We start from the raw sequence: 26279 nt of genomic DNA on the forward strand, positions 1-26279 counted from the left end.
CCCCGCGAAATCGCGGAGGGCGATATGAACCGGAAATTTTCTGCTGAATTCTCAAGACTTGCCAACCTCCTGACCGAGGCTGATCCACTGGCGGCGCGCGCAGTGCGCGCGATGGTTCCTGATGGGCTGCAAAAATCTGTTGTCAGCAAGAATGTTGGTAATGTAATAACATTACATGATGAATGTGCCAAACCTACCCGATCCGGCCGTGCCAAGTGCAACCAGGAAAGCAATGCCTTTGCTTTTCCGCAGCCTCCTGTCGGTTCACTGGCAGAAGCCGTGGAGGCGCGTCATGAGCAATGATCCGCACAAGATATTCGTCTGCACGACCTGTCGTCACAATGGGCAGGCTTGCCATCCCGGATATGGGCTGATCTGCAAGCTGAAGAGCGCAATGGCACAGGCAGTGCCTGTCGTTGGAGACGAGTTCGAAATCAGCGGAACAGCCGACATGGAGAGCTGTTCGAGACCTTGCACGCTGGCATTCAAGGCCACCGACAAGGCGATCTACCTCTTTGGGGACATTGAGGACGATACGGACATCGACGACCTGGTCGACTACGCCAATCGGTATCGCCAGATTGAAAATGGATGCGAGGTGACCGAGGAAAGACACGGCAAGCGCTGGAGCGCATCGCAAGGCCGGCTTCCGGCAGCGATGATCGTTTCGGAAGCTGACGGGACGGCGTTCTCATGACTGGGGTCGATCTGTTTGTTCGCGAGGTCAGCTGGAAGACGGGGCAGGGCAAAACCATTCTGCATCCGCTCAGCTTCGATCTGCCTGCCGGTGAGGTTCTTGGAATTGCCGGCGCCAATGGTGCCGGCAAATCCACCCTGTTGCGGCTGCTCTATCGCTTCCTGAAACCGAAAACGGGCGAAATCCTTCTGGATGGCACGGATCTCTGGCACATCAGTGCCAGGGAGGCCGCCAAAACGATCGCCGCCGTGCTTCAGGAGCAGCCGACCGACTTTGCCTTGTCCGTGCGCGAGATCGTCACACTCGGCCGGCGTCCCCATGCAACCGGTATTGCCGGCGCAGGCAAGCGGGACGCCGAGATCGTCGATGACTGTCTCGTGAAAATGGATCTGCTGTCCTATGCACAAAGAGCCTTCGGCACATTGTCCGGGGGGGAAAGGCAGCGGGTGATGGTGGCCCGGGCGCTGGCGCAAGAACCAAAGCTTCTGGTGCTGGATGAGCCGACCAACCATCTGGACATTCGTCATCAGCTCGAGATCGTCGAGCTGATTGCCGATCTGGACATTACCATTGTCACCAGCCTGCACGACCTCAACCTGGCAAGCCGTGTCTGCGACAAGGTCTTGCTGTTGCATGAGGGCCGACTGGTTGCCCAGGGAATGCCGGAGACGGTGCTGACCCCCGGCAACATTGAGCAAGCCTATTCGGTACAGGTCCGACTGGAGCAACTGTCTGCCAGCCGCGAGCGCTACCTGACCTTCCATCTTTGAATTTCTGGAGACTTAATATGAAAAAAATTGCCCTGGGCCTCGCGCTCGCCTTTCTGTCTGTTCCGGCATTTGCGCAGACGAGCGTGGACAGCTGCAACCGCACGGTGACCTTCGACACGCCGCCAAAAGCAGCCGTTTCGAATGACGTCAATCTGACCGAGATGATGCTGGTACTTGGCCTGCGCGACCGCATGGTTGGTTATACCGGCATTTCAGGCTGGAAGACGCTGGACGCGGAGATGCGTGAGGGCATTGCCGAACTTCCGGAACTCGCGTCGAAATATCCGAGCAAGGAAGTGCTGATCGGAGCCGACGCCGATTTCTTCTTCGCCGGCTGGAACTACGGCATGAAGGTGGGCGGTGAAGTGACGCCTGAAACGCTGGAGCCGTTCGGCATCAAGGTCTACGAGCTGACCGAATCCTGCATTCATATCGGCGACAAGCCGAAGGCGTCTCTGCACGATCTTTATAACGACCTCCTCAACCTCGGAAAGATCTTCGGTGTTGAAGACACCGCCCACGATCTTGTTGCGGCCTACAAGCTGGAGCTGGACCGGATCGCGGCAACGGTGCCTGCTGGTGAAGAGCCGCTGCGGGTCTTTGTCTACGACAGCGGCGAAGACAAGCCCTTCACCGCCGGACGATATGCCATGCCAACAGCGCTTATCGAGGCAGCCGGCGGCGTCAACGTGATGGACGATTTTGAAAAGAGCTGGGCGACCGTCGACTGGGAAACCGTGGTGGAAAAAGACCCGGACATGGTCGTGATCGTCAACTACGGCGAAGTGACGGCTGACCAGAAACGCGACTTCATGAAACACAATCCCGCTCTGGCCAACATTGCAGCCGTCAAGAACGACCGGTTTGTCGTGCTGGACTATGTCGAGGCAACCCCGGGACCGCGGAACCTCAAGGCCATCGGAAAGCTCACCGAAGCGTTCTGGGGAGAGTGAGCCTTGCAAAAGATGCTTCGAACTGCCGTTGCAGGCAGAAACGATGGGCCCGCATGAGCGTGCTCACGGACAAAAGCGCTGGCCTGCGCCGGTTGCGGGGGAATGGGGTATTGCTTCTGGCCGGCGTGCTGGTGCTGGCTATTTCCATTGTAGCTGCCATCGGTGCGGGTGCGGTGGCGATCCCGGGCGGCACTGTCTTCAAGATCCTGGCCAATGGTGTGATGCCGGATCTGTTCGCGATTGACTGGACCAAGGGTCGGGAGGCTATCGTCTGGGAGATCCGGTTTCCGCGGGCGCTGTTGGCCGGGTTTGTCGGTGCAGGTCTGGCCGTTGTCGGCGCGGCCCTGCAATCCGTCACGCGCAATCCACTGGCCGATCCGCATCTGCTCGGCATTTCGTCCGGTGCAGCGGCTGGCGCCATTCTTGCGCTGCTGCATACAGGCCTGTTTCTGGGATTGATGACCGTTCCGCTGATGGCATTCGCCGGTGCGTTGGCGGCAACTTTTCTTGTGCTCGGGGTGACACGGTTTGCATCTGCAACCAGTGCCGACCGGCTGGTGCTGGCCGGTGTGGCCGTGTCCTTCATCATCATGGCGATCGCCAATATCCTGATTTTCCTGGGCGATCCGAGGGCAACGCATACGGTTGTCTTCTGGATGCTGGGTGGTCTCGGTCTTGCCCAGTGGGCTCAACTACCGTTTCCGCTTGGCATTCTGCTGCTGGTGGCGCCGTATTTTCTGCTGCGGTCTGCCGATCTCAATGCGATGACCATCGGCGATGAAACAGCGTCGACACTCGGCATTCCGGTTGCCCGGTTCCGTCTCACGGTATTTGTGCTGGGAGCTCTGATCACCGGTGTGATGGTCGCCTTTTCAGGCATCATCGGCTTTGTCGGGCTGATGGTGCCGCATATTGCCCGCTTTCTTGTAGGGGGCAATTATAGCCGGGTTCTGCCGGCATCGATGATGCTTGGCGCAATCTTCCTGATATGGGCGGATATCATCGCACGAACGCTTCTGTCCCCCGAGGATATGCCGATCGGCATTGTCACCGGGTTGATTGGCGGCATTTTCTTCGTGCTCCTCCTGCGCTCCCGCACGGGTCAGGCACACTAGAACCTCGCATGGACCGCTTCCGGCCGTTCAACCGGGCCTGGTTGAACGGCCGCTGGTCAGAGCGAGCCTCAAGGTTGGTTGTGGCGGATCTCGACGGTTTCCATCAGGCAGCATTCGTATAGTGTTGCTCTATCGAGACCAAAACGGACCCACATGGACAAACTTCCCACCAATCTTGCGGAATTCACCCACATCCGGATCATCATCGGCATGGTGATCGGGCTGGGTGTTGCGCGGCTGCTCAATGGCCTCGCGCGGTATGTTCAGCATCCCCAACGCGAAGAGATCTACAGCGTGCACCTTGGGTGGTCGTTGTTCATGCTTTTGTCCGTCGTTCACTTCTGGTGGTTCGAATTCGCACTTGGCCGCATTCAGGTCTGGACGTTCGAAAGCTATCTGTTCGTAATCGCCTTTGCCGCACTCTACTTTTTTATTACCGCCGTGCTTTATCCGGACAAGATGGGCGAATACGCCAGCTACAAGGATTATTTCCACGCCAGGCAGACCTGGATCTACGGCTTGCTTGCCCTAATGTTCGTGCTCGACATCGTGGACTCGCGGCTGAAGGGGATCGATTATTTCAACGATCTTGGAACCGCGTATCTGGTGCGTCAGATCGTGATGATCGTGCTGGTGCTGGCCGCGACGAGGATCCGCAAGTCCGCTTATCACATCGGTCTTGTCAGCGTTGTCCTGCTGTCGCAGATCTGGTTGATCACCAGCAACTTCAGCGTCCTGAAGTAACTGGCGTCCTCTGGCCGTTCATCGGAACCACAGCTTCAAGCGGCTGCGCCCGTCGGCCTCATCTTGCCGCGCATGAAGATGAAGATCATCACCGCCATGTTGAGGAAGTTCCAGGCGATACCGTTCAGGAACGCGGCCTGGTAGGAGCCTGTGAGGTCGTAGATCCAGCCGGACAGCCAGCCCCCGAGGGCCATGCCGAGAATGGTTGCCATGATCACCAGGCCGACACGCTGTCCAGCTTCGCGGGCCGGCAGGTATTCTCGCACGATCACGGCATAGCTGGGCACGATGCCGCCCTGCGACAGACCGAAGATGAGGGACACGAGATAGAGCGAAGCCAGGCCGTTGAAGGGAATGAACAGGAACAGCGCTGCGCATTGCAGCACGGAACCGATCAGCAGGGTCATGACACCGCCGATCTTGTCGGCGATATATCCGGATGCCAGCCGGCTGATCACACCGGCACCGGTCATCAGCGCGATCATGTCCGCTCCGGGGGCGACGCCATAACCGAGATCGACGCAATAGGCGACGATGTGAACCTGTGGCATCGACATGGCGACGCAGCATGCAAGACCGGCGACCACGAGAAGAGCCTGCAGAACCGCGGGTGGCAGGCCGGTGTCCTGGCGACCGAAACGGGCCGTGGCCGCACCGGTGCTCAGGGATGTGTCCGGAGGAGGCCGGCGCAGCAAAAGCGCCAGCGGCACCATGGCGACAAGGCAGATGACGCCGATGAGGATATAGGTCTGGCGCCAGTCGGACGTCGCAAGGCTCCACTGGATCAGCGATGGCCAGAGCACACCGGCAAGATAGTTTCCGCAGGCGGCGCAGGCGACGGCAAAACCGCGCCGTTTCAGGAACCAGTGGGAGATATCGGCGATCAGCGGGCCGAATGTGGCCGCGGTGCCCAGACCGATCAGCAGGCCCTGCGCCAGAGAGAAGCTCCAGACATCCGGCGCAAAGGCGGCCAGAACGAAGCCGGCGCCGAGTGAAAGTGCAGAGCCGATGACGGGTATGACAATGCCGTAGCGGTCGACGACGCGGCCAAGCAGGTAGTTGCCCGCGGCAAAGCCGAACATCGTCGCGGTGTAGGGCAGGGACGCTCCGGCACGATCGATCCCGAAATCCGTCTGGACGGCAGGCAGAACGATGACAACCGCCCACATGCCTGCACCACCAAGGGTGCTCAGCAAAATCGAAATCGCCAACCGGAACCAGGCGTAAGGCCCGTCCTGGACGTATGGATCGGATGCGTTGGCAAGGGACATGATCGGGTACCGGGAAAGTGCAGGACCATCTGCCTAACAGGTTCGCCGATGGGGAACCAACAAATATCCTTGAACCAACCGACCACAAATTCAAATGATTGCACGAAGGCGGAGGGGCCGCCTTCGTGCCGGAGCAGGCAATTAGCGGACGTCAGGCGTTCGCTTTGAGGCTTTCGGAGATGAAATCACTCAACGAGCGTGTCGGATGACCGATCAGGTCCTCCAGGGCCGTGGAAGTCGTGAAGAGCTCGCCTTGAGACGCGCCTCTGTCGGAATCAGCAAGGACATTTGCAAAACCTTCCGGCAGACCTGCCTGGACCAGGATGCCGGCATAGGTTGCTTCTGGCAGATTGTTGAACGGTATCTCACGGCCGGCCTGGCTGGAGAGTTCCGCTGCCAGGTCGGCAAGACTGAACGCAGGTGATCCACCAAGTTCCAGTGCTCGCGTGCTCAGGTCGCTGCCGGCAACGGTGCGGGCTGCGGCTTCTGCGTAATCTTCGCGTCCAGCGGCGGAAAACTTGCCATCACCGCTTGCGCCCGCAACGGCGCCATGGGCAAGGGCAGCCGCTACAGTGCCGCCGAAATTCTCGACGTACCAGCCGTTGCGCAGCACGGCATGGGCAATGCCGCTTTCGCGCAGCATCCGTTCCGTTTCGGCATGTTCCACACCCAGCTGGAGGCTGGACTGCGGAACGTTGAGAAGGCTGGTGTAGACGATGAAACGGACGCCGGCTGCCTTGGCTGCGTCGATGACGGCCTTGTGCTGCGGCGCGCGCTTGCCGACCTCCGATCCGGAGATCAGCAGAAGACGCTCAACACCTTCCAACGCAGCCGGCAGGGTGGCGCTATCATCGTAATCTGCCTTCACCACCGAAACCTGGTCCGTGGCAAGATCGCCGGCTTTTTCCGGTGAGCGGACAAGCGCGCGAACTGGCTCGACGGTGAGGCCGGCAAGATGTTTGAGGACGAGACGGCCCAGCTGACCATTGGCACCCGTGACTGCGATCATTGTGTTTCTCCTTGAAGGTTGATCGTTCGAAAATGCATCGGATGCTGCCCATGTAGACGGATCACTTACTTTTTGTTAGTACGTACAAAAAGGTTAGTTTTGAGATTTATTGGATCTCGGACAAAAAACTGGAAAACAGGATGAGCGATACGGCAGAAATAACCCCCAAGTGCGTGCTGAACAGCGGCGCGCCCTTGTCCGAATTGATGCAGCAGGGGGAACTGCTCAACCAGAATTGTCCATCACGCGAAATCCTGCGGCATCTGACGAGCCGTTGGGGCGTGTTGGTGCTGATTGCGCTTCTGGATAAAGATCAGCGGTTTTCGGAACTTCGTCGCACCGTCGGCGGCGTCAGTGAAAAGATGCTGGCGCAAACGCTGCAGACTTTGGAGGCCGACGGGTTCGTCAACCGCTATTCCCACCCGGTGGTGCCACCGCATGTCGATTACAGCCTGTCCCCGATCGGCCGGGAGGCTGCAGAGAAAGTGCGAGAATTCGCTGACTGGATCGAGATCAATATCGCCAGGATCCTGTCCGCCAAATCCGGCCATGAGGAGGCCGTGGCAGCGGAGTAAGGATTTGAGGCGTTGTTCCGGCTATTGAGCGCGGAGATGAACCGTCAGTGAGTATAGCGGTCGACGATCTGCCAGTATCTCGGATCGCGCCACACCCTGGAGACGGCAGCCGACAGCCGGCCTCTGATCTGCGGATCGAGATCCTTGTTGGCCGCCAGCCACTGGATGCCGTGGGTAACCGGAGCGCCGATGACGAGACTTCCCGGGTCGTATCCCTGTTGGCGGAACATGTAGCTCGCCCGAACAGACATGGTGTACCAGGCATCGATCCTGCCGGTCTTGAGCATGACGCTCATCTGTTCGGCTGATGGTATTTCCTCAACGTTGCGAACTCCAAACCGCTGCAGGATCTGGCTGCGCTGGCTGCCCAGATGCACCCCGATGACCTTGCCGCTCTCAATAGCCTTTTCAAAGGTATCCAACGGCTGATCGAGCGTTACGAATGCGCTTTCCGTATAAAGCAGGGGGGCGATGTACTGGAATTTCTCACTGCGGTTCCTGGAATAGGCAGCAGTAAAGAGAAGTGAACCGGGTGTGTTTTCAGCCAGGAGCTGCGCGCGCCTCCAGGGGGCGAAGCGGATCTTGATATCGAGGCCGGCCTCTTCTGCAACGAGCTCCATGAGCTCGACTGCAATGCCCTTCTCCTGCTCATTGATGGAGAGAGGGGGCAGAAATCCGGTGAATGCGACAAGCTCTTCTGCAGCGGCTGGTGAAGGCAGGACCGGCTGGCCGGCAAGTCCCAAGCCTAGGCCGAAAACCAGTGCGCGCACGCAGGTGCAAGCAAAACTCCGTAGTACAGACAAGTCCCACCCCGATGTTCTTGAAGTTTGTGATGCTATTATTATCAGGGGTGTGTAACTGAAATCTAAAACTGGAAACTGTTCTTGAAACGGGCTTTTAATGCATGCATTAAATCTGCCCGCCTCGAAGCTGTAGCCGAGGCGGGCAGATAAACGGTCTATTCCGACTTGGCGGGTGGCCGGCCGCCGTGAACGAAATTCATTGCATGGCCATTGAGGCAATAGCGCAAGCCTGTCGGAGGTGGCCCGTCCGGGAAGACGTGACCCAAATGCGCGTCGCAGCTGCTGCAACGGATTTCAGTTCGGATCATCCCATGGGACTGGTCTTCAAGTTCCCGGATAGCTTCCGGGTCTACTGCCTCGAAAAAGCTGGGCCAGCCGCAGCCGGAATCGAATTTTGTATCCGACATGAACAGCGGCGTTTCACAGCACACGCAATCGTAACGGCCGATGAGCTTGTTGTCCCAGTAGGGACCGGTGAAAGGGCGCTCGGTGCCGGATTGGCGGGTCACATAGAACTGCTCGGGCGTAAGCTGCTCCATCCATTCGGCGGTGGTCTTCCTGATGGGGGGAGATGCTTTTTCGTGGCGGGTGGTTTCGTCGCTCATTCGGCATTCCTTATTTGATGTTTTTCCCAGAAATAGGGGCGTGCACAGGTTGCTGCAAGCCGGAGCAGATAACGGTTTCGTCAATCGTCACCTGCGGAGCCAGGCCGTGTTTTATCCGTTCATGGATTGGAAGGTGCTCTTGATTGTCGCCGTGAATGGTCCGGGGCTAGCGAGCCAGGTGGCTTAAGGACGTCTTCACCCGGTTACCACCTTCCTGCCTCGCCTGAAAAACGCAGTTTTCGGCAGCAGCGAGGAGGAATTCCGAGCTTTCCGAGACGCCCGTCTGTTCAACGACCGCGCAAGCCGCACCGACTGAGGCCGTCATGATGCCATTGCCGGCAGTATTTTCGGGGTTGGGAATGCCAAGGTCCTGAATGGCCAAGTGCAGATATGCGCTGATTGTCTCGGCGCCCATTTCATGAGTTCTTGGAAGGAGGAGAGAAAATTCCGCCGTTGCCGTTCGTGCGGCGATATCCGCCGGACGGCGCGCGGTCTCCTTCAGGGTATCGGCGACCCTGGTCAGGCAATCCTCGGCAGCGCTCGGTCCGAACCTCTCCACAAGAGCTTCGAAACGGTCGAGAGACACCTTGATCAGACTGGTGTGGGTCTTTTCACGCAAGGCGATTGCCCATTCCCGTTTCAGGCCATCCTCGAAGGCACGGCGGTTGAGAAGTCCGGTGAGCGGATCCGTCTGGGTTGCCGCATCCAGCAGGCTTTCCAGCTCCTTGCGTTTGGAAATGCTGCGGAAATAGACCGCAAATGCGTAAGGCTTGCCGGCGGCATCTTCCAGAAGATGCGTGGTCACCTCCGCCCAGACCATCGGGCCGAAGGCGGAACGGAGCTGAAGATCGGCATGGGGAAGGGGGGCGTCGGCATCGCCGCTTCCGGAAAGGATCCGGTGCAGCAGGTCCGCATCGGTATTCGGGTTGGCCAGATAGACCAGGTCGCTCAGGTGATCGACCAGTTTGTCAGCACTCCATCCGAACATGCGCTCGGTTGCCGGAGAGATGAAAGCGGGCGTGCCGTCCAGTCCGATCAGAACAATGGCTTCATTGCCAAGTTTGACGAGCGTTTCAAAGTCGATGTTGGACGGGCGGAGTAGATCCGTTCCCGAAGGCGTATCCCTATTGCTACCCAACACCATCGTCTGTGCCTCGCTCGAATTCCGTGGCAACGCATTCCCGAATTGAAACTGAACGGTATTCACGCTTTGAAATCAAGTGGCAAGCTGCCTTTCTTGGGTGCAGACGGAGGTGGTTTGACCCGAGTGTGAATGTTGTCGGGTGTATTGCGGGCGCGGATACCTCAAGTTTCGGCGGTGATACGTTTTCAGCACAGAATAAATCTGTGAGATCCCCAATTGTCAGTCCTGCCCCTGACAAAAGCGCTCATGTGACGCGGGTGAATTTACCGAAAATCGACAGACATACGCTTGAACACGTAAATTCAACTGCCTAAGACATGTCATAACCCATCGGGACCGTTATTATCCGGCGGATCGGGGCTGATTCGAGCAGGCCCGTTTCCGTCGTTTCTTTAAAAACCGTGACGAAAGATCAGCATGACGCCAGCCTTGATCGACGACACCACTCTCTATGCCGTCCTCGCGCCCTTTGCTGCGGCTGTGGTTGCGCCTTTTCTGACCCGCTGGTTCAAGCACAACGCAGCCTGGCTGCTTGCTATCGTGCCGGCCTTGATCTTCCTGCATTTCACAGGGTTCGTCGAACCCGTGTCAAAAGGGGAAAGCTTCGTTGCGGCGAAGGCCTGGGCGCCCAGCTATGGTGTGAACTTTTCCGTCTATGTCGACGGATTGTCGACGTTGTTCGCCTTGCTGATATCAGGCATCGGAACGTTCATCATCCTGTATGCCGGCGGCTATCTCAAAGGCCACCCGCAACAGGGCCGGTTCTTCTCGTTCCTGTTGATGTTCATGGGGTCGATGCTCGGCCTCGTGCTCGGCAACAACCTGATTTCCCTGTTTATCTTCTGGGAACTGACGTCGATCACGTCCTTCCTGCTGATCGGCTTCGATCACCTGCGCGCCGCGTCCCGCCGGGCCGCGCTGCAGGCGCTCGTGGTCACGGGCGGCGGCGGCCTGGCCCTGCTGGCCGGTTTCATCCTGATTATCTCCGCCACGGGCGAAATCGAGATGTCGGTGCTGCTGGCCTCGCCGGACATCATCAAGGATACCACGCTCTACGTGCCTATCTTCCTGCTGGTTCTGGGCGGTGCCTTCACCAAGTCGGCACAGTTTCCGTTCCATTTCTGGCTTCCCAACGCCATGGAAGCGCCGACACCTGTTTCCGCCTATCTGCATTCGGCAACCATGGTGAAGGCCGGTGTCTACCTGTTGATGCGCATGCATCCGCTGCTGGGTGGAACAGAACTCTGGACAACGGTCCTGCCGCTCTTCGGCGGCATAACACTGCTGGTGGGCACGATCCTGGCGGTGCGCCAGACCGACCTGAAGCTGATGCTTGCCTACACCACCGTGGCATCGCTCGGGCTTCTTGTCATGTTGACCGGGACCAGCCAGGAAAAGGCGCTCGAAGGCGCTGTCCTTTATCTTCTCGCGCACTCCCTGTTCAAGGGCGCGCTCTTCATGGTCGCCGGCACGATCGATCACGAAGCCGGTACGCGTGACATCACGAAGCTGGGCGGCTTGCGTTCGGCCATGCCGATCACGTTTGCAGCTGCCTGTCTCGCGGCGCTTTCCATGGCCGGCCTGCCGCCTTTCATCGGCTTCATCGCCAAGGAAGTGCTCTACTATGGAACCTGGGGCTGGCTGGAACTCGGTCTGCCGATCACCATCACTGCTGTCATCGGCAATGCCTTGATGCTGGTGATTGCGGCCGCGGTTGCCATCAAGCCCTTCCTCGGTCCGAAAGTGGAAAAACTGAAACATGCGCACGAGGGACCGGTTCTGCTGTTTGCCGGTCCGGTGTTCCTGTCTGTGACCGGCCTCGGGCTGGCCCTGATTGCGCATACCACTGGAGAACTGTTCGTCGGACCGACCCTGTCTTCGCTTCTCGGCAAGACGACGCAAATCGAACTGCACCTGTTGCCGACGTCGATCAACGCGCCGCTGCTGCTGTCGCTGGTCACCATTGGCCTCGGCATTGCACTGTTTACCCAGATCGACCGACTGCGCGGGCTGATCGGTTCCGTCCTGACTACGATCGGATGGGGACCGGACAAGGGGTTCGACCAGTTCGTGGCCGGTATTGTCGGATTGTCCTGGCGGATCACCCGCCTGCTGCAGTCCGGCAAGATGCAGACCTACATGGTGCTGACCTTCATCTTCACGGGCGCTGCCGTGTTGTTGCCGGGCTTCCTGACGGACAGCCTGCCGGCAATGCCGAAGATGCCCGACTATCGATTCTATGAATGGGGCATCCTGCTGATCGCCTTCTTCGGTCTGATTGCAGTGCTCGTCGCCAACACCCGCCTGACAGCCATCGTGTCTCTCGGCATCCAGGGCTTTGCGGTCGCGCTGATCTTCATGATGTTCGGCGCACCGGATCTGTCCTTCACCCAGTTCATGGTGGAGACGTTGTCGGTCGTCATCCTTGCTCTGGTCATGACCAGACTGAACCTGTCGCCCAGTGACCACCGGCATGGTCTTGCCGCGATTGTCACCGGGATCGTCGCGATCGGTGTCGGTCTCGGCCTGACGCTGACGCTGCTTGCAATCACGCAGCAGCCCTTCGACAGCCGTTTGTCCGACTTCTTTGCCCAGTTCAGCCGCTCCATTGCCCATGGCCGGAATATCGTCAACGTGATCATCGTCGACTTCCGCGGCTTTGATACGCTGGGTGAAATCGCCGTGGTGGTTCTGGCCGGGCTTTGTGTTCTGGCGCTCATCCGGGTGCGGACGAAGCCTGAAAAACCGATCGAGAAACCGAAGACGGTCGCACCGCCCACACCGGCCCAGACAGGGGAGGCTCACTGATGCGTACGATCATCTTCCGCACCATTGCGCCCTATCTGTCCGCGCTGATGGTCCTGTTTTCGATCTTCGTGCTGCTGCGCGGCCATAACGAGCCGGGTGGTGGATTTATCGGCGGACTGATTGCCGCATCGGCATTGGCGATTTTTGGTATCGCCTGCGGAGTTGCTTCCGTTCGCCGCGCCATCGTGTTCCACCCGATGGGGGTGTCCGGTTTCGGACTGTTCCTGGCGGCTCTGGCAGGCATCCCGTCGATATTCAAGGCGCAGGCCTTCATGACCAGCCAGTGGCTGGAAGTGCATGTTTTCGGCGTGGAGATCGTATTGTCGACGCCGTTGTTCTTCGACATTGGCGTTTACCTGGTGGTGGTGGGTGCCATCGGCTCCATCGCACTGGCGCTTGAAGAAAGGGAGGCCGACTGATGGAAACCGGCGTTGTCATCCTGATTGGCCTGTTCTTCACCGTGGCCGTCTACCTGATGCTGTCCAAGCAGCTTGTACGCATTCTTCTGGGTATCGCCATTCTGGGCAATGCCGTGAACATGCTCATCTTCACCAACGGGCGCCTGACGCGCGAGGTTCCGCCCCTCATTCCGGAACATCTCTATGCTCCGGAAACCGCAACGGCCAATCCGCTGCCGCAGGCGCTGGTGCTGACGGCAATCGTCATTTCCTTCTCGTTCTTTGCGTTCCTGCTGGTGCTGGCCTTCCGGGCCTACCAGGAACTTGGCACCGATGAAGTCAACGAAATGCGCATCGCCGAACCCGAACACGACCAAACTCCGCCGCAAGGGTACTAAGCTACATGGCCGGTTCTTCCGTTTCCGTCGATCTTTCCCAGGCCATGGTCACTACGCCGGTTGCGGCAGGTGACTGGCTGGTGGTCGCACCTTCGCTGATCACAATCCTGGGCGGTGCGCTGTGCCTGATGCTGCGCAAGAACACCGATCTGCAGCCGAAAGTCGGCATCGGTTTTCTGGCGCTGCTGGTGCTGGCTAACCTTGCTCTGCTGATCCGGGTGCTCGATCATGGTGTTATCACCATGGTGATGGGCAACTGGCTGCCGCCGTTCGGCATTGCCTTCACAGTGGATACGCTTGGTGTCACGCTGTCACTGATCGGCTCAATCGTAGCCTTCTGTGCGGGTGTTTTCGGCGCTGCCACCGTTGACAGTACTGGACGCAGATATGGTTTTTATCCATTCCTGCTTCTGCTGATGACGGGGGTTTGCGGCGCGTTCCTGACCGGGGATGTGTTCAACCTCTATGTCTGGTTCGAAGTTCTGCTGATTTCGTCCTACGGACTTCTGGTCCTCGGCAACGACAGGATCCAGCTTGACGGCGCGGTCAAATACGGTGTCCTGAACCTGATCGGCACGAACCTTTTCCTGATCGCGACAGGTCTGCTTTACGGAATTTTCGGCACGCTTAACATGGCGGACCTCGCCATGAAGGTTGCCGCCCTGGAAAATCCGGCTTCCGGCACACTGGCAACGGTTGCCGCGCTCTATTTCCTTGCCTTTGCCATGAAAGCGGCCGCGTTCCCCGTCAATTTCTGGCTGCCTGCGTCCTACCATACGCCCAATGTGGTGGTGTCGGCGGTATTTGCGGGCCTTCTGACCAAGGTCGGTGTTTATGCGCTGATCCGCATCTTTGTCCTGATCCTGCCGGCCTCTCGCGGCTATATGGCCGATTTGATCGCGCTGGTTGCCATCGCCACCCTGATGACAGGGGCGATCGGAGCTCTGGCGCAGAGTGAAGTGCGGCGGCTGCTCGGCTATGTGGTCATTGCCGGTATCGGGGCGATGCTCGCCGGTGTTGCCGTTGGTTCGACACTGGCAGTCTCGGGTGCCATTTTCTACGCGGTCCATTCGATCATTGTCATGACGGCGCTTTATATGGCAGCTGGCATCATGAACATGATGGGCGGTTCCTACGACCTGAGGCAGCTGGGCGGGCTCTATCAAAAGAGTGCGGCGTTCGCAGCCGTGTTCCTGGTACTTGGTTTTGCTGTTTCGGGTCTGCCACCATTCTCCGGTTTCTGGCCCAAGGTCATTCTTGTGGATGCGGCCTTCGCAGACGGCCGGTCCTGGCTGGGGGCTGCCATTCTTGTCAGCGGGTTCCTGACAACCATGGCGATGGGTCGGGTCTGGATCTTCGCCTTCTGGCGCGGTGGACCTGAAGGCACTACAGACGGGCAGGCCGTTGCCGTAACGGGCGAGGGCGGGGCGCAACTTTCTGGAGCCGCAGTCTGGTTGCCACTCGGCATTCTGACTGCGCTTGTTGTCTATTTCGGTCTGCAGCCGGAATGGATGCTGGAGCTTTCAACGCGAGGGGCAAGCGGCATTGTTGAACCGCTCGGTTACCTGCGTTCAGTCTTTGGAGGCCAGGGATGACCAGTCTCTTTCTCATCAATATTCTTCTGATGCTGGCTTGGGGAGCTGTCACAGGCAGCTTCTCCGAAGCCAATCTGGCCTTCGGCTTCGTGCTCAGTTTCGGCGCGCTTTACCTGATCCGGGAACAGGTCGGTACTGCCGCCTATTTCCAGCGGGTCTCCAAGGGCTTCGGTCTGGCTGTGCTCTTCGTCTATGAGCTGGTGCTGTCGGCCTGGCGGGTTGCGATCATCGTGCTCAAGCCGAAGATCAAGTTGCAGCCGGGCATCATCGCGTTTCCTCTGACAGTGGACAGGGATTTTGAAATCACGATGCTGGCCAACCTGATCACCCTGACGCCGGGCACATTGTCCGTTGATGTCTCCGACGACCGAAAGACGCTTTATGTGCACTGTATCGACGTGCCCGACCCGCAAGCCACGATCGACGACATCAAGAACGGTTTTGAACGCAAGATCCTGGAGGTGTTCAGATGACACCGCTTGAGACCTTTTCTTCCGGTTTCCTGGAAATCAGCGTCAAGATCGCACTGGCTCTGCTGACGATTTCCTTCATCATCATCGTCGTACGGACGGTCAAGGGACCGAGCCTTCCGGACCGTGTTGTCGCCCTGGACATGCTGGTTGCGGTGGGGATCGGCTTTATCGCGGCCATCGGCGTTTCCACCGGCTTTTATCTTTATATCGACATTGCGATTACGCTCGGCCTCGTCGGTTTCCTGGCAACCGTCGCTTTGGCCCGCTTCGTCCTGAACCGCGGCGTTGCCGGCGACAAGACGATCATGGACGAAGTCGAAGAGAGCATCGAGCGCAGGGAGGCGGAACAATGAATGCTGCCGTTGAAATCATCACCGGTATCATGCTGGTCGTCGGAGCTTCCTTCGCACTGGTCGCATCGATCGGTATCATCCGTCTGAAAGATGTTTACATGCGAATGCATGCGGCCTCCAAGGCGGGTACTCTGGGCTCGGGCTTGATGCTGCTTGCGCTGGCAGTTCATGCTGGTGATCTGGCCGTTGTCACACGGGCAATCGCCGGAGTCGTATTCTTCCTGCTCACCGCCCCAATTTCGGCTCATTTGTTGGCAAAAGCTGCATACGCAGCCGGCTACCGTCCCTGTGCCGATACCAAGGAAGATGCCCTTGCAAAAACTGTCCGGCCGAAAAGCTGAGGCATGGTGTGCGGCAATGGTCCTGAAAGACAGATTTCCTGACAATACTATCGGTTCATTGTCGAATTAGGTGCGTTAGGTATAGCCAATATTTGTACAATTTGATTTTTATTGCTTCTGATCGATTTTTATTTGAATTACGGGGTTGTCGTTCAACGAAAGCGGCGATATAAGGCTGTGACGATTGCCTGCAAAGTAGAATCGTTTTTGATTTCTGAGCCCGCAAGTAACTGAATTTCTAGTTCCGCTTTCGGCAGACATTTTTTGCAGGTAAACCACAAAGCTAATTTTGAAATCAGTAGAGAACGGGTGAAATATGACTGACAGTCCGGTGGATGCGAATCTGATTGATCTTACGGCAGACATCGTCTCAGCCTATGTGAGCAACAACACCGTTGCGTCAACAGATCTGCCAGGCCTGATCAACGAAGTTTACGGTGCGCTGCAGAGAACTGCCAGCACTTCCACCGAGCCGGAGCCGGAGCCGCTGAAGCCCGCCGTGCCGGTGAAGAAGTCGGTCATGCCGGACTACATCATCTGCCTGGAAGACGGCAAGAAGTTCAAGTCGCTGAAGCGCCACCTGCGCACGCACTACAACATGACCCCGGAAGAGTACCGCGAGAAGTGGGACCTGGGTGCCGATTACCCGATGGTTGCACCGAATTATGCGGCTGCCCGTTCGGAACTGGCCAAGAAGATGGGCCTCGGCCAGCAGCGCAAGCGCTCCAAGTAAATCTCACGGCCTTGGCCGAGAACAAAAGAGCTGCCCATGGGCAGCTCTTTTTTTGTTTTGTGATGGAGATCTTCAGTTGATTGCGGAGGGCGCTCGGTGTGAGCGCAACTGAAGCACTTGCCGAAAGAGCAGAGTGAGCAAAGTGGAGGGTTCTCAGGCTGCTGCCAGAGCTCCTTGCGCGTCGCTGCGGATGCGCCCGACCATCGATTTGAGACCGTTGGAGCGCTGCGGCGTCAGGTGCTCCTGCAGGCCCAGTTTGGCAAAAATACCTTCGACGTCGGTGTCAAGAATGTCCTGCGCGGTCTTGCCGCTGAACAAAGAGGTGACGATTGCCACGAGCCCTTGCACGATAAGCGCATCGCTGTCGCCCCGGAAGCTGAGCACAGGTGTGCCGTCGCCTGTCTTGTCTATGGAGGTGATCAGCCAGACCTGCGACACACAACCGCGCACCTTGTTGGCATCGGTCTTTTCGGCGTCGGCGAGATCAGGCATCTCCTTGCCAAGGTCGATGAGGTATTTGTAGCGGTCTTCCCAGTCGTCGAGAAAATCAAACGTCTCAAGGATTTCGCTCAAGGTTGTGGTCATGGCACCGGTCTTTGAAGGTCTTGTCCGCCTTCATATAACTCGTGAGCGGCAAAGTGCAAATGCCGGCAGGTGCGAGAGAGGGGGAATAAAGATACGCCGCAGATGAAATGGGCAGCTTTCCATCTGCGGCGCAGCGGAACAATCCGCTGAAGTGAAGCCGTCTTTGCGTTGCTGCCGTGCAGCAGCGCTCCAGCGGGGGCGCAATCGGCCGTTTTCAGATCCAGGAGGTCGTAGGATCTTGAACGACCAGTGTGCTCAGGTCTTTTGGCCTGAGCGTGGTTTGGGCCGTGGCACCGGCCCAAGCACTGCCTCTTTGGAAGAGACGTTATCAAAGACCGGCTGCCAAGATGGTGTGCCGGCGAAAACCTGAGGTTCCTGGCCTGAAGGCTGGCCGGATGTCGTGCCAGCACTCTGTACGGGCGTTGAGCCGGTCACCAGCTGTTCGCTTCCCGATTTCTCGGCAATCTGGGTGTCGAGAAACTCATAGACAATCCGGGCGCCGTCGCGTGCGCGGCTGCCGATTGCCGTCAGTGCATCGCCTCCCGTTTCGCAGGCCTGCGGATTGCGTCCGCAAAAGCCGCCGATGTCCGACATCGTTGCCTGTGCCGCCAGGAAGGCCGACACCGGATCGATGTTTTCCGTCGAAGTGTCTTCCTGATCTGACCCGAGGGGAATCAGGACGAGCACCAAGGTGAGCCAAAAGGCCGTCCTCAAGAGAAAGAACATGTCGCTACCCATAGTCTGTTCTGTCTTGCGTGCCTTTGTGCCGTTGGCACGCTTGTTATGAAGGCACATTACCAGCGACATGAGAATCCCCGGTTGAGCGGGAAAAGCCAATTTTCATAAAATAAATCAGGTATTTAAATCGTATTTTCTGAAATATTGATTCAAATTTTAGCTAATTCCGGTCAAGATATTGAGGCCAATGGGTTTTTCGGAAAAAAACGCAATTTGGATTCATCCTTTATCGTTCCTTAAGTGCTGCAACCGACAATGGCCGTACAAAAGGTGCGAGCGGATGTTTCCGCGATTGTTGTGTGGTAGAGTAGATTGCGTAACCTTCTGAAAAACATGCAAAATATCTGGGGGCTTTGGGTGGCTCGCGTGGATGGAATGATTCATCCCGAAGCTGCTTCCGATCCTTTTCTTGCACCGTTGCATCGTTCGTTTCTGCTCAGCTGTTTCGTCAGCGGCGCTGCGGCTCTGGTGGTACTGCCACTGCATCTGGCGCTGGCCGGACCGCCTCAGGCAGCCACTCTTCTCGCGCTCGCCTGGATGCTGAGCCAATGGCCTCTGGCGCTTTATCTGTCCCAGTCGGGGGCGCTGTCCAAGGCTGCCGGTCTTTCTGCTTCCATGTTCGCGGTGTTTGTTGCCGGCGTCTGCGCGGTTACAGGCGGCGCGCTGTCCTTTGCGTTGGCTTGGCTGCTTGTGCCGCCGATGGAGGCAGCGCTCGCAGCAAGCCGGCGGACGGCACTCGCAGTGACGGGGCTTTGCGGCGCCCTGGTCCTTGCCCTGATGTTTCTTCCGCTGCCCGTCCTTCCGGCTTCCGGATTTCCAGGGCTGGCGACGCCGTTTGCGACCCTGGCGGCTCTGCTTTATGTCGGTTTGCTGTCGCTCCGCATCGCGCTTGACCGGTCTCTTGCGCAAAAAGTTGTGAGGGCAACGGAGGAAAGACGCCTCCAGATCAGTCAGAGTGTCTCCGACATCTATTGTGAACTCGGGCCTGACGGTGGCCTCAAGGTCATTGGCGGCCCGGTGAAGGATGTGCTGGGGCACCTGCCGGTGGAAAGCGGGGAGGACTGGCTGTTTCCGCGCCTTCACGTTGCAGACCGGCCGCTTTATCTGACCTGTCTTTCCGAAGCCCGTTTGAGTGGCGCCACAAGAACCTTCGAGGCACGTTTGAGGGTTGGCGCAAATCGTCCGGGTGAAGCAGGGCAGGCCGACTACCGGCGTCTGGAAGTGCAGCTGCGTGCCGGCCGGCAGAACAGTCTGGCTTCTGCAAACGGTGCGGCACTTCTGCTGACGCTTCGTCCTCTTGAACCCATCGAGCCGTCGGCAGGCAAGACCGCGGGATCCGCTACAGACGGAAGCGCACGCGCGGACCGAATTTCGCGGGACATGCTTGAAACGGCGGGTGTTGAAGCTTCGCAGGCGCTGTCGGACATTCTGGCGCAATCCGAACGGCTTGAGCGCCTTGGGCGTGATTCCTCCGATCCTGTGCTTAAGTTGGCGGTGCAGTCCCTGCGCCAAAACGGCGAACGGGGCCTGGCCTCGCTCACAGCGGCTTTGGAACTGGTTCCGACTGACAGCTCTCCCGGCGAACCGGAAATTACCGGCGTTGATGTGGAAACCTGTCTCGTTCAATGCGTGGACATGGTCGCAAGGGTGGCCGAGCGTCGCGGTGTTGCTCTGGAAATGGAAACCGGCCAGGACAGTCCGCTGGTTGCTGCCGACAGAAAATTGCTGCGGCAGGCGCTGTGTTTCCTGTTGGTGGATATGGTGGAAACTTCCGAGCCTGGCGCCGTGTTGAGCATGGGTGTCAATCTCGGTGCAGGCAACGCCGACTATGTGTTTTCGGTGAAGAACCGTCAGTCCAGCCTTTGCTGGAGCGCCGAGGCCGCGGCAACCGTGCTGGGCGTTTCAAGGGCCCTTCTGGAGCGCATGGGCGGCAGCCTCACTGTTCAGACCATTCTGGGGCAGGGGGAAAGCGTGACTGTGACCCTGCCGCTTCGGACGCAAGCGCAGCAGAGCGCCGGTCGGACCGGCGAGGTACTCCGTGTCGAGCAATTGGCAAGATCGGCATAGGCGCAATGGCAAGAGCAAAGAAAACGACAAAGCAGACCAAGGCGCAGCAAGCAAAGTCGTCGGAATCCCTGATGGCGAAGGCCGGTCATATGGCGCTCGACAATCCTGTCGCAGCGGGTGGTACCGTGGTGATGGGGCTGACGGCATGCCTGATCGTGGCCAATGCGATCGGCCTGCAGCCTGGCCGGCATCCGGCGCCCCTGTTCACGACACGAGATCGACCGGACGCCATGCAGCTGCCGGAACCGGATGGCAGAAGTCCCGGGCTTCAGGTGCAGGAGATTTCCACCCTGGTGCTCGATCTGCAGATTTCCCTGCGCAAGATCGGCCTGTACGAAGGCCCTCTGGACGGACTGAACGGCCCGGCGACCGAACGTGCCATCCGTGGTTTTGAACGTCACGCCGGACAGATCGAGACCGGAGAGGCAACGGAAGCCCTGCTTGCTCTTGTGCTGATGCAGGGAGAAAGCCCCGTAACCTCCGTGAATGGTCCCGTGCCGCGTCCGAAGCCCGGGTTCTCGGGCACGACAAGACAAGACAGCGCTGAAGTTCTTGATGCCGGTACAGACGACAGTGCCGATGCCGGTGTAGATTCCGACCCGAAGTTGATGAAGATCCAACAGGCATTGTCCGAACTCGGCTACGGTCCACTGAAGGCGGACGGCGTGATGGGAGCCAACACCACCGCTGCCATCAGGCGGTTTGAATTTGACAGGGGTCTGCCATTGACGGGTGAACCCGGCACCAAGGTCATCGAGCGCCTGGAAATGGTCAGTGGCCGGTCGCTGTCCGGCTAGAGTACCGGACGGCGAGTTGCCGCGTGAGCGCAACTGTCGTAGAGCTGGGCCTTCCTTCTCCACCTTCGGGAGTGCCGGCGGGGTCGGCAGAGGCGGTCAGCATGCGGGTTACATCTGAGTTTTTTGTCAGTGCATTAGTCCGGCGCGTCTTCGGCGATGGCGGCTTTGCTGCTGTTTCCAGGAAAGGGGCTCCCGAAGCCGGTGCGGTCTTTATCTGTGTGGACCGCCTTGACGGTAGCTTCGACTTCTATGGCCCGGCGCCGCAAGCCATGTTCAGCAGTCTGCCACAGGGGCGCTTGTTCGAAAGTGTCTTCGAACGGGCGGACAGGGAAACGATAGACGCGCGGCTGGCAAGCGAAGCGCGAATGGATCCGGACTATTGGCTGGTGGACATCGAAGCACGCGACGGCAGGATTGACCTGCCCTTGGTGCAGGATGAGCCGAAGCCCGACACAAACCTCTTCCGCTTTTAGTGCAGATTTAAATATGGGCGTTCAGCCCTCCCGCAACACCCGCAACACAGTGCTTGAGCGGGTGTTCTCAGGAACGGTTCGACTTGCGAGTGGTTTCGGCTTGAGCGAAACCAAACTTCTGTCCGTCCGTTGTCGCCGCATCGCGGCGCGAACCATCCTGATATTGCGAGCCAAGCTGTGCAGATACGGGCTGAGTGACCTGGTCATGCAGGATCCACTGTCCGACCAGTACCTCGGCAGCGCCCTGGCTGAGCGTGCGATGGAGGCGCAGCAGGCCGCGCAGTCTTTCCAGTGACAGGTTTTCACCCAGCATGCGGATCATCACGGTCGTGACTTCGGATGCCGACATACCAAGCGCTTTCAACGCAACGGTCAGACCTTCGGCCTGATCGTCATGCATCAGCAGATCGCAAGTGGTCTGTGGCAGTCCGAGCCCCTGGCCCAGCAGATCCGCAAAGCGGGACCGATGCTGGAAAAGGGCTTCGCTCACCAGTGCGTCCCGCAATTTCAGGCGCGCGGTGTCCGTGCGTCTGTCGGTTGCGGAACCTGGGGTTTGTGCCTGTTTGACCAGGCTGGTCATCTCCGCCGCGGCGATAGCTTTCGATTTGAGCGGAGCTGGTAAATGCAGGAATTGTCCCATAAGTCCATCCGGGTTTAATGCGTCCTGACCTGCCAATTCTAAACCAAGAGTGGCAACGATGTCACTACGACAACTGAGTTTTGCCTGGTGAGCTTGTGTCAGGGTGACGTCTTCCCGGTCGAGAAGGATACGGATTACAGGGGCTCCGGCATGTTCGCACAATGTCGTGATCACCGATTCGCGCAAGGATGGCCGGTTGGCGACCGCTTTTCGAAGGGAATCCGGGCCGGCCTCCGCAACCTTCAATAGGAGATCCACAGAAAGCCTAGGACTGTAACGAAGGGCCGGATAGGCCGTCAGTTCGTCTTGGTCGGATGCGAGCTGCGTCAGGAGGTCGTCGGGAATTTCCGGATGCGCGGCCAGCAGATTTGAGATCCGGCGTCTGTCCGGCAGTGAGGTTTTAGGCAGGAAGTTTGACGCCAACTCCAGAAAAATGCGTTTTTCTTCAACATCATGCCGAGTGCGTCCGGCAAACAGCTCACTTGCGGCCAGAAGCACACCACGATCATCGCCCTTTGTGGACGCGGATTTGTCCGGAGAAGCGGAATTCGGCAAAGGCTGACTGAAATGTTGGGTTTGGCGCATGACACCCGTCTACAAAATACGAAAGACCGGACCACCGGAGGAACTTGCTTCGTTCAAATTGCAGGAAAAGCGTTAGCATGCTGTTAACCCTGACAGCTTCTTAATGAAGAGCAGGAAGTAATGCGTCGCCCGTTTGACCGTTCCCCGCCGGTAATACGCCGTCAGGGGAGATCGGAACCGAAGGAGGAGACGATGGGCACCTTGTTGGACTTTACATCAGCTCAACGCCCCGCAGCACGTGTGGGCTATCGTTCCAATCAGCGCCGTATGGCAAGCCGAGAGACCTTTGGAGAAGTTATCCTCTTCCCAGGTGTCCGGTACGAGCGCCATGACCTTGATCTTGCCGCACGAATCGCGACCATCGGAAAAGCGGCCGGACCTGCTGGCTCCGACAAGGACTGACGGTCCAAGCCTCTCCAGCCGCGCAGGAGAAGTTTCTTTTTAGCGGCCTGGAGAAGCGCCCGATGGGCAAAGGCAAAGCGGAACAATCCGCCACCGCATCCCTCGCGGAGAGCGGTCGCAGATCAGGGCAGGGCGGCATTGCCGTGGCTGCCGTGCTGATTGCCGTCAGCCTCACTGCCTGTACGCGCCCGACAGGGGATTTTGATCGTGCCAGGCCATCCGTCATTCATGACAGGGTGATGCCGGCCGCGGGCGACGAAGCAGCACGCCTGCGCGGTGATCCGGTTTCCAAGTTCAACTACACGAACGACGAAAAGCTGATGCGCAACCGCGGCTGGACGCTGATCCGTCCGCCATGGACCAAGGACTGGATCGGCGGGACCATGGTTGAGCTGTCGCGCACACGCGTTCTTCCGGAAGTTGAGGGGCGTGTACCGCCCGATCTCTATCTGATCTATCTGCGCTCGGACAAATTCCAGTCTTCCGATGCCCGCTACGACAAGATTGCCGCTGACGCATCCGGCGATGCGGAGCTTGTCATGCCTTTTTGCGAAGTGGCCTTGCGTGTGAAGGCCGCGGATGACGAGCGGCTGCGAGTTCTGCAGAACAAGCCGGTGAAGTCCGAAGAAACCTATGAAGGGGCGAAGGCACGCGTCTGGGAAAACCGGGTGATGATCAAATGGGTCGGTCAGGCGCTGCGGTATCGGATCATCGCCTACAAGAAGGCGCTCGACGGACTGGAGATCGAAACGCCGACCCGCGATCGCGTCTGGAAGGTCAATAACGCCATTCGGGAACTGGAAGGTCAGGTTCGCATTGCCGAAGCCGGTTGCGATCCGGACAAGCGTTATGGGGACGACAAGCCTGTTCGCAGGTCCCGGATCTATACCGGGTGGGGAACTGAACGCGCTCCGGTCGTGAAATAGCACGCTTCCGATTTTCAGGCCCGAATTCTGACATTTTATTGAGTGCTATATTCTGCCCACGTCAGATCTACTGATGCGCGGATACATTTTCGGCTGTAAAGGCGGTACTGCTTTTCCACAGGCTGGAGGCACGGTCGTTCAAGGTCTGACAAAACATCTTTGAGAAGACTTCTGCACGGGTTCTTTTGCAAGAAACCAACGAGAATATATTTCGTAAGCTAAGCGTATTCAAAATTTTTAAACGATACCGCTCGGTATTATTTTTTTACCAAACCACGACAGTCAAAATCTCGTTTTACTTGTTCTGCTTCACTTTTTGTCAAATTGACTTGCCTTAAGGGCATGCGCGCATAAGTTTTGTTTATTGCAATGCAAAAAAATGTGAACACTGAAAAAAGAGACGTGATCGCAAGCTCTTAGCCTAATTTTGGTCGTTTTTCCGGCAAAAGGATGTCTTTGAAGGGGTTTTGTGGCTTGCCGTTCTTCAGGCGTCGAACTAAACCGTTTAGTTTACAGAGTAGTCACTCCCGGGAACCTGAAGGTGGTCGAATGAGTCCGAACATCACGCTTCTCGTCAAAGAAGCGCTCTCCCATCAACATGCCGGACGCATTGGATTCGCGCTCAGCATGTTTGAGGAGATACTGAAGCTCGACCCCAAGAATCCGCAGGCAAATTTTTCGCTGGGCATTGCTGCTTACCAGAACGGTGACGTTGGGCTTGCTATCGAGATGCTGCGGAAGGCTGAGCGCAAGGCCGGCAAGCACCCGCAGGTGCATCAGTTGCTCGGTCTGGCCCTCATGAACGCTGGCGATCTGGCCGGCGCGCTGAAGTCGCTGAAGAAAGCCGTGGCCCTTGCGCCCAAAGCCGCTGATTTCCATGCCCATCTCGGTGACCTCTACACGCTCAAGCGTCAGCCGGTGCTGGCGCGACAGAGCTTTCAGCGTGCATTGGCGATCGATCCGGAAAATGGTTATGCCCTTGTCGGCATGGGCCAGCTCGATATCACTGTCGGCCAGATCGACGAGGCTGTCGCCTGGTTCGAAAAAGCCATCGCATTGGGCAAGGAACTGCCCTCGGCCCTTCACTGCCTGACGATGGCACGCACCTACAGGGAAGAACCGGCTGAACTTGCCAAGATCGATGACCTGTTGAAACAGGCAAGCGCATTGCCTGCTCCGGAGCACGCTCACCTGCATTGGGCGGCCGGCAAGATCCACTACGACCTGGGAGACACTGCGCGTGCTGCGCAGCATTACCGCTCCGCCCGCCGGTTGCGTTACCAGTCGTTCGATCAGCAAGCCCATGAAGAGCGCATCGCGTTCATGAAGGAAGTATTCAACGAGACATTTTTCGCCGAACGGACGGAATTTGAGGATCCCTCGGAGCGGCCGGTGTTCATTTTCGGCATGCCGCGATCAGGCACGACCCTGGCCGAGCAGATCGTGAGCCGGCACTCGCGCATCGCCAGCGGTGCGGAAATTCCGTATTTCCGCCTGCTGCAGCAGGACCTGGGATTGCGGGGGGCGCCAAGTGCTGCCCTTGAAAACCGGCTGAAGAGCCTTGGGCCGCGTGAGTTCAAGCAGTTTGCACGGCAGTACCTTGCAGAACTGAGTGCAATCGACCGGCGGGCAGATCGTGTCACCGACAAGATGCCGCACAATTTCGAAGTGCTCTGGCTTATGAGCCTTCTGTTTCCGAAAGCGGCTTTCATCCATTGCGTTCGCTGTCCTGCGGACACATGCGTTTCGCTCCTGTCGCATTCGCTTTCGCCCGCGCATAACTACGCCATGACACAGAAGTCACTGGGCAGTTATTTCGTTGCCTACGACGGTCTGATGAAACATTGGGAAAAGGTTCTGCCGGTTCGCATCCACACGCTTTCCTACGAAGACCTGGTTCATAACCAGGAAAAGGAAAGCAAGGCGCTGCTGGCGTGCACAGGCATGGACTGGGAAGAACAATGCCTGGAGTTCTATAACGGCGACAGTCCCGTGACGACGTTCTCCAATCTCCAGGTGCGGAAGCCGATGTTCAGATCATCGATCGGCCGCTGGAAGCGTCACAAGGACCTTCTGGGAGACCTGTTCGAGGCGCTCGGTCCGTTGTCACCGCTCAATGAGGCAGCACCGGTCGGCAATAGTTCCAACTACGGTCAGCAACAAACGCTTGCAACCGGTATGCCTGACAACGACATTTCTCACCTGCGGAACGCGGTTTCTCCGATATCGTGACCAGTTGCGGCGTCGGGGCGTGACAGCGTCCCGGCCTGACCGTTTTTCA

The 26279-nt window shown here is 58.1% G+C and carries 29 protein-coding genes; 21 read left to right on the forward strand and 8 right to left on the reverse strand.

Going from position 1 to position 26279, the window contains the following annotated elements:
* Nucleotides 1-24: 24 nt before the first annotated feature.
* The 6 genes from FIV03_RS17580 to FIV03_RS17605 all read left to right on the forward strand — a co-directional run bounded on the left by FIV03_RS17580 (nt 25) and on the right by FIV03_RS17605 (nt 4279).
* Complete coding sequence (locus FIV03_RS17580) at nt 25-303, forward strand: hypothetical protein (protein WP_152510457.1); 279 nt, start codon at nt 25-27, stop codon at nt 301-303.
* Nucleotides 293-697 (forward strand): DUF1636 family protein, encoded by a 405-nt coding sequence (locus tag FIV03_RS17585; protein WP_152510458.1) that lies wholly within the window; start codon nt 293-295, stop codon nt 695-697. Before FIV03_RS17580 ends, FIV03_RS17585 begins: the two co-directional genes overlap by 11 nt.
* Entirely contained in the window at nt 694-1467 is a 774-nt protein-coding gene (locus tag FIV03_RS17590) for an ABC transporter ATP-binding protein (protein WP_152510459.1), read from the forward strand. The genes FIV03_RS17585 and FIV03_RS17590 overlap by 4 nt, the downstream gene beginning before the upstream one ends.
* A 17-nt stretch (nt 1468-1484) precedes the next feature.
* Nucleotides 1485-2420, forward strand: a complete 936-nt coding sequence (locus FIV03_RS17595) for an ABC transporter substrate-binding protein (RefSeq protein ID WP_152510460.1) — start codon at nt 1485-1487, stop codon at nt 2418-2420.
* A 53-nt stretch (nt 2421-2473) separates the two neighbouring features.
* On the forward strand, nt 2474-3535 hold the full coding sequence (locus tag FIV03_RS17600) for an iron ABC transporter permease (protein ID WP_152510461.1): 1062 nt from the start codon (nt 2474-2476) through the stop codon (nt 3533-3535).
* A gap of 153 nt (nt 3536-3688) precedes the next feature.
* Nucleotides 3689-4279 (forward strand): hypothetical protein, encoded by a 591-nt coding sequence (locus FIV03_RS17605; protein WP_023000998.1) that lies wholly within the window; start codon nt 3689-3691, stop codon nt 4277-4279.
* A gap of 35 nt (nt 4280-4314) precedes the next feature.
* Here FIV03_RS17605 and FIV03_RS17610 read toward each other — a convergent pair whose 3' ends face one another.
* The gene (locus FIV03_RS17610; protein ID WP_023000999.1) at nt 4315-5550 is read right to left on the reverse strand and encodes an MFS transporter; all 1236 of its coding nucleotides are present in this window, start codon (nt 5548-5550) and stop codon (nt 4315-4317) included.
* Between the two features lie 151 nt (nt 5551-5701).
* Nucleotides 5702-6559, reverse strand: a complete 858-nt coding sequence (locus tag FIV03_RS17615; protein ID WP_152510462.1) for an SDR family oxidoreductase — start codon at nt 6557-6559, stop codon at nt 5702-5704.
* 140 nt (nt 6560-6699) lie between these two features.
* On the opposite strand from FIV03_RS17615, the gene FIV03_RS17620 reads away from it, so the two are divergent.
* Nucleotides 6700-7134, forward strand: a complete 435-nt coding sequence (locus FIV03_RS17620) for a helix-turn-helix domain-containing protein (protein WP_152510463.1) — start codon at nt 6700-6702, stop codon at nt 7132-7134.
* Between the two features lie 44 nt (nt 7135-7178).
* On the opposite strand, the gene FIV03_RS17625 is transcribed toward FIV03_RS17620, so the two are convergent.
* The 3 genes from FIV03_RS17625 to FIV03_RS17635 form a co-directional block, all read right to left on the reverse strand.
* Nucleotides 7179-7937, reverse strand: coding sequence for a transporter substrate-binding domain-containing protein (locus tag FIV03_RS17625; RefSeq protein ID WP_209009693.1), 759 nt, complete (start codon nt 7935-7937; stop codon nt 7179-7181).
* A 155-nt stretch (nt 7938-8092) separates the two neighbouring features.
* Nucleotides 8093-8542, reverse strand: coding sequence for a peptide-methionine (R)-S-oxide reductase MsrB (gene msrB / locus FIV03_RS17630; RefSeq protein WP_152510464.1), 450 nt, complete (start codon nt 8540-8542; stop codon nt 8093-8095).
* A 166-nt stretch (nt 8543-8708) separates the two neighbouring features.
* On the reverse strand, nt 8709-9686 hold the full coding sequence (locus FIV03_RS17635) for a diguanylate cyclase (RefSeq protein ID WP_152510465.1): 978 nt from the start codon (nt 9684-9686) through the stop codon (nt 8709-8711).
* 417 nt (nt 9687-10103) lie between these two features.
* Between FIV03_RS17635 and FIV03_RS17640 the strand changes: the two genes are divergently transcribed.
* From FIV03_RS17640 to FIV03_RS17675, 8 genes are all read left to right on the forward strand, one after another.
* The gene (locus FIV03_RS17640) at nt 10104-12494 is read left to right on the forward strand and encodes a putative monovalent cation/H+ antiporter subunit A (protein WP_152510466.1); all 2391 of its coding nucleotides are present in this window, start codon (nt 10104-10106) and stop codon (nt 12492-12494) included.
* A complete protein-coding gene (locus FIV03_RS17645; RefSeq protein ID WP_152510467.1) occupies nt 12494-12913 on the forward strand; it encodes a Na(+)/H(+) antiporter subunit B in 420 nt (139 codons plus the stop codon). The genes FIV03_RS17640 and FIV03_RS17645 overlap by 1 nt, the downstream gene beginning before the upstream one ends.
* Nucleotides 12913-13290 (forward strand): Na+/H+ antiporter subunit C, encoded by a 378-nt coding sequence (locus FIV03_RS17650; protein ID WP_023001007.1) that lies wholly within the window; start codon nt 12913-12915, stop codon nt 13288-13290. The genes FIV03_RS17645 and FIV03_RS17650 overlap by 1 nt, the downstream gene beginning before the upstream one ends.
* A gap of 5 nt (nt 13291-13295) precedes the next feature.
* Nucleotides 13296-14885 (forward strand): Na+/H+ antiporter subunit D, encoded by a 1590-nt coding sequence (locus tag FIV03_RS17655; protein WP_152510468.1) that lies wholly within the window; start codon nt 13296-13298, stop codon nt 14883-14885.
* Nucleotides 14882-15358: a Na+/H+ antiporter subunit E gene (locus FIV03_RS17660; protein WP_152510469.1), complete on the forward strand. Its 477-nt coding sequence runs from the start codon at nt 14882-14884 to the stop codon at nt 15356-15358. Before FIV03_RS17655 ends, FIV03_RS17660 begins: the two co-directional genes overlap by 4 nt.
* Nucleotides 15355-15711 (forward strand): cation:proton antiporter, encoded by a 357-nt coding sequence (locus FIV03_RS17665; RefSeq protein ID WP_152510470.1) that lies wholly within the window; start codon nt 15355-15357, stop codon nt 15709-15711. Before FIV03_RS17660 ends, FIV03_RS17665 begins: the two co-directional genes overlap by 4 nt.
* Nucleotides 15708-16052, forward strand: a complete 345-nt coding sequence (gene mnhG, locus FIV03_RS17670; RefSeq protein WP_152510471.1) for a monovalent cation/H(+) antiporter subunit G — start codon at nt 15708-15710, stop codon at nt 16050-16052. Before FIV03_RS17665 ends, mnhG begins: the two co-directional genes overlap by 4 nt.
* A gap of 316 nt (nt 16053-16368) precedes the next feature.
* Complete coding sequence (locus FIV03_RS17675) at nt 16369-16785, forward strand: MucR family transcriptional regulator (protein ID WP_006939826.1); 417 nt, start codon at nt 16369-16371, stop codon at nt 16783-16785.
* 153 nt (nt 16786-16938) lie between these two features.
* Here FIV03_RS17675 and FIV03_RS17680 read toward each other — a convergent pair whose 3' ends face one another.
* Together FIV03_RS17680 and FIV03_RS17685 are read right to left on the reverse strand one after the other, a co-directional pair.
* Entirely contained in the window at nt 16939-17370 is a 432-nt protein-coding gene (locus FIV03_RS17680; protein WP_023001012.1) for a SufE family protein, read from the reverse strand.
* 255 nt (nt 17371-17625) lie between these two features.
* Nucleotides 17626-18177, reverse strand: coding sequence for a DUF5330 domain-containing protein (locus FIV03_RS17685; RefSeq protein ID WP_152510472.1), 552 nt, complete (start codon nt 18175-18177; stop codon nt 17626-17628).
* 297 nt (nt 18178-18474) lie between these two features.
* On the opposite strand from FIV03_RS17685, the gene FIV03_RS17690 reads away from it, so the two are divergent.
* From FIV03_RS17690 to FIV03_RS17700, 3 genes are all read left to right on the forward strand, one after another.
* Nucleotides 18475-20175, forward strand: coding sequence for a HAMP domain-containing histidine kinase (locus FIV03_RS17690; protein WP_152510473.1), 1701 nt, complete (start codon nt 18475-18477; stop codon nt 20173-20175).
* A 71-nt stretch (nt 20176-20246) separates the two neighbouring features.
* Nucleotides 20247-20972, forward strand: coding sequence for a peptidoglycan-binding domain-containing protein (locus FIV03_RS17695; RefSeq protein ID WP_209009694.1), 726 nt, complete (start codon nt 20247-20249; stop codon nt 20970-20972).
* 101 nt (nt 20973-21073) lie between these two features.
* Complete coding sequence (locus FIV03_RS17700; RefSeq protein ID WP_152510475.1) at nt 21074-21445, forward strand: DUF1491 family protein; 372 nt, start codon at nt 21074-21076, stop codon at nt 21443-21445.
* A 67-nt stretch (nt 21446-21512) separates the two neighbouring features.
* On the opposite strand, the gene FIV03_RS17705 is transcribed toward FIV03_RS17700, so the two are convergent.
* Nucleotides 21513-22670: a DUF2336 domain-containing protein gene (locus tag FIV03_RS17705; RefSeq protein WP_152510476.1), complete on the reverse strand. Its 1158-nt coding sequence runs from the start codon at nt 22668-22670 to the stop codon at nt 21513-21515.
* 192 nt (nt 22671-22862) lie between these two features.
* Here FIV03_RS17705 and FIV03_RS17710 point away from each other — a divergent pair, with 192 nt between their 5' ends.
* The 3 genes from FIV03_RS17710 (at nt 22863) to FIV03_RS17720 (ending at nt 26230) form a co-directional block, all read left to right on the forward strand.
* Nucleotides 22863-23072: a hypothetical protein gene (locus FIV03_RS17710; protein ID WP_031269292.1), complete on the forward strand. Its 210-nt coding sequence runs from the start codon at nt 22863-22865 to the stop codon at nt 23070-23072.
* Between the two features lie 62 nt (nt 23073-23134).
* A complete protein-coding gene (locus FIV03_RS17715; RefSeq protein ID WP_152510477.1) occupies nt 23135-23998 on the forward strand; it encodes a hypothetical protein in 864 nt (287 codons plus the stop codon).
* A 549-nt stretch (nt 23999-24547) separates the two neighbouring features.
* Nucleotides 24548-26230, forward strand: coding sequence for a tetratricopeptide repeat-containing sulfotransferase family protein (locus FIV03_RS17720; RefSeq protein ID WP_173013878.1), 1683 nt, complete (start codon nt 24548-24550; stop codon nt 26228-26230).
* Nucleotides 26231-26279 lie beyond the last annotated feature (49 nt).

The sequence above is a fragment of the Labrenzia sp. THAF187b genome (genome assembly GCF_009363375.1).
GTDB lineage: Bacteria > Pseudomonadota > Alphaproteobacteria > Rhizobiales > Stappiaceae > Roseibium > Roseibium algicola.

Coding starts and splice junctions, on each gene's coding strand:
- FIV03_RS17605 (WP_023000998.1), top strand. CDS start 3,689: ATGGACAAACTTCCCACCAATCTTGCGGAATTCACCCACATCCGGATC.
- FIV03_RS17640 (WP_152510466.1), top strand. CDS start 10,104: ATGACGCCAGCCTTGATCGACGACACCACTCTCTATGCCGTCCTCGCG.
- FIV03_RS17675 (WP_006939826.1), top strand. CDS start 16,369: ATGACTGACAGTCCGGTGGATGCGAATCTGATTGATCTTACGGCAGAC.
- FIV03_RS17615 (WP_152510462.1), bottom strand. CDS start 6,559: ATGATCGCAGTCACGGGTGCCAATGGTCAGCTGGGCCGTCTCGTCCTC.
- FIV03_RS17650 (WP_023001007.1), top strand. CDS start 12,913: ATGGAAACCGGCGTTGTCATCCTGATTGGCCTGTTCTTCACCGTGGCC.
- FIV03_RS17710 (WP_031269292.1), top strand. CDS start 22,863: ATGGGCACCTTGTTGGACTTTACATCAGCTCAACGCCCCGCAGCACGT.
- FIV03_RS17600 (WP_152510461.1), top strand. CDS start 2,474: ATGAGCGTGCTCACGGACAAAAGCGCTGGCCTGCGCCGGTTGCGGGGG.
- msrB (WP_152510464.1), bottom strand. CDS start 8,542: ATGAGCGACGAAACCACCCGCCACGAAAAAGCATCTCCCCCCATCAGG.
- FIV03_RS17580 (WP_152510457.1), top strand. CDS start 25: ATGAACCGGAAATTTTCTGCTGAATTCTCAAGACTTGCCAACCTCCTG.
- mnhG (WP_152510471.1), top strand. CDS start 15,708: ATGAATGCTGCCGTTGAAATCATCACCGGTATCATGCTGGTCGTCGGA.
- FIV03_RS17655 (WP_152510468.1), top strand. CDS start 13,296: ATGGCCGGTTCTTCCGTTTCCGTCGATCTTTCCCAGGCCATGGTCACT.
- FIV03_RS17620 (WP_152510463.1), top strand. CDS start 6,700: ATGAGCGATACGGCAGAAATAACCCCCAAGTGCGTGCTGAACAGCGGC.
- FIV03_RS17590 (WP_152510459.1), top strand. CDS start 694: ATGACTGGGGTCGATCTGTTTGTTCGCGAGGTCAGCTGGAAGACGGGG.
- FIV03_RS17715 (WP_152510477.1), top strand. CDS start 23,135: ATGGGCAAAGGCAAAGCGGAACAATCCGCCACCGCATCCCTCGCGGAG.
- FIV03_RS17680 (WP_023001012.1), bottom strand. CDS start 17,370: ATGACCACAACCTTGAGCGAAATCCTTGAGACGTTTGATTTTCTCGAC.
- FIV03_RS17665 (WP_152510470.1), top strand. CDS start 15,355: ATGACACCGCTTGAGACCTTTTCTTCCGGTTTCCTGGAAATCAGCGTC.
- FIV03_RS17720 (WP_173013878.1), top strand. CDS start 24,548: ATGAGTCCGAACATCACGCTTCTCGTCAAAGAAGCGCTCTCCCATCAA.
- FIV03_RS17705 (WP_152510476.1), bottom strand. CDS start 22,670: ATGCGCCAAACCCAACATTTCAGTCAGCCTTTGCCGAATTCCGCTTCT.
- FIV03_RS17660 (WP_152510469.1), top strand. CDS start 14,882: ATGACCAGTCTCTTTCTCATCAATATTCTTCTGATGCTGGCTTGGGGA.
- FIV03_RS17700 (WP_152510475.1), top strand. CDS start 21,074: ATGCGGGTTACATCTGAGTTTTTTGTCAGTGCATTAGTCCGGCGCGTC.
- FIV03_RS17610 (WP_023000999.1), bottom strand. CDS start 5,550: ATGTCCCTTGCCAACGCATCCGATCCATACGTCCAGGACGGGCCTTAC.
- FIV03_RS17635 (WP_152510465.1), bottom strand. CDS start 9,686: ATGGTGTTGGGTAGCAATAGGGATACGCCTTCGGGAACGGATCTACTC.
- FIV03_RS17695 (WP_209009694.1), top strand. CDS start 20,247: ATGGCGAAGGCCGGTCATATGGCGCTCGACAATCCTGTCGCAGCGGGT.
- FIV03_RS17645 (WP_152510467.1), top strand. CDS start 12,494: ATGCGTACGATCATCTTCCGCACCATTGCGCCCTATCTGTCCGCGCTG.
- FIV03_RS17595 (WP_152510460.1), top strand. CDS start 1,485: ATGAAAAAAATTGCCCTGGGCCTCGCGCTCGCCTTTCTGTCTGTTCCG.
- FIV03_RS17685 (WP_152510472.1), bottom strand. CDS start 18,177: ATGTCGCTGGTAATGTGCCTTCATAACAAGCGTGCCAACGGCACAAAG.
- FIV03_RS17585 (WP_152510458.1), top strand. CDS start 293: ATGAGCAATGATCCGCACAAGATATTCGTCTGCACGACCTGTCGTCAC.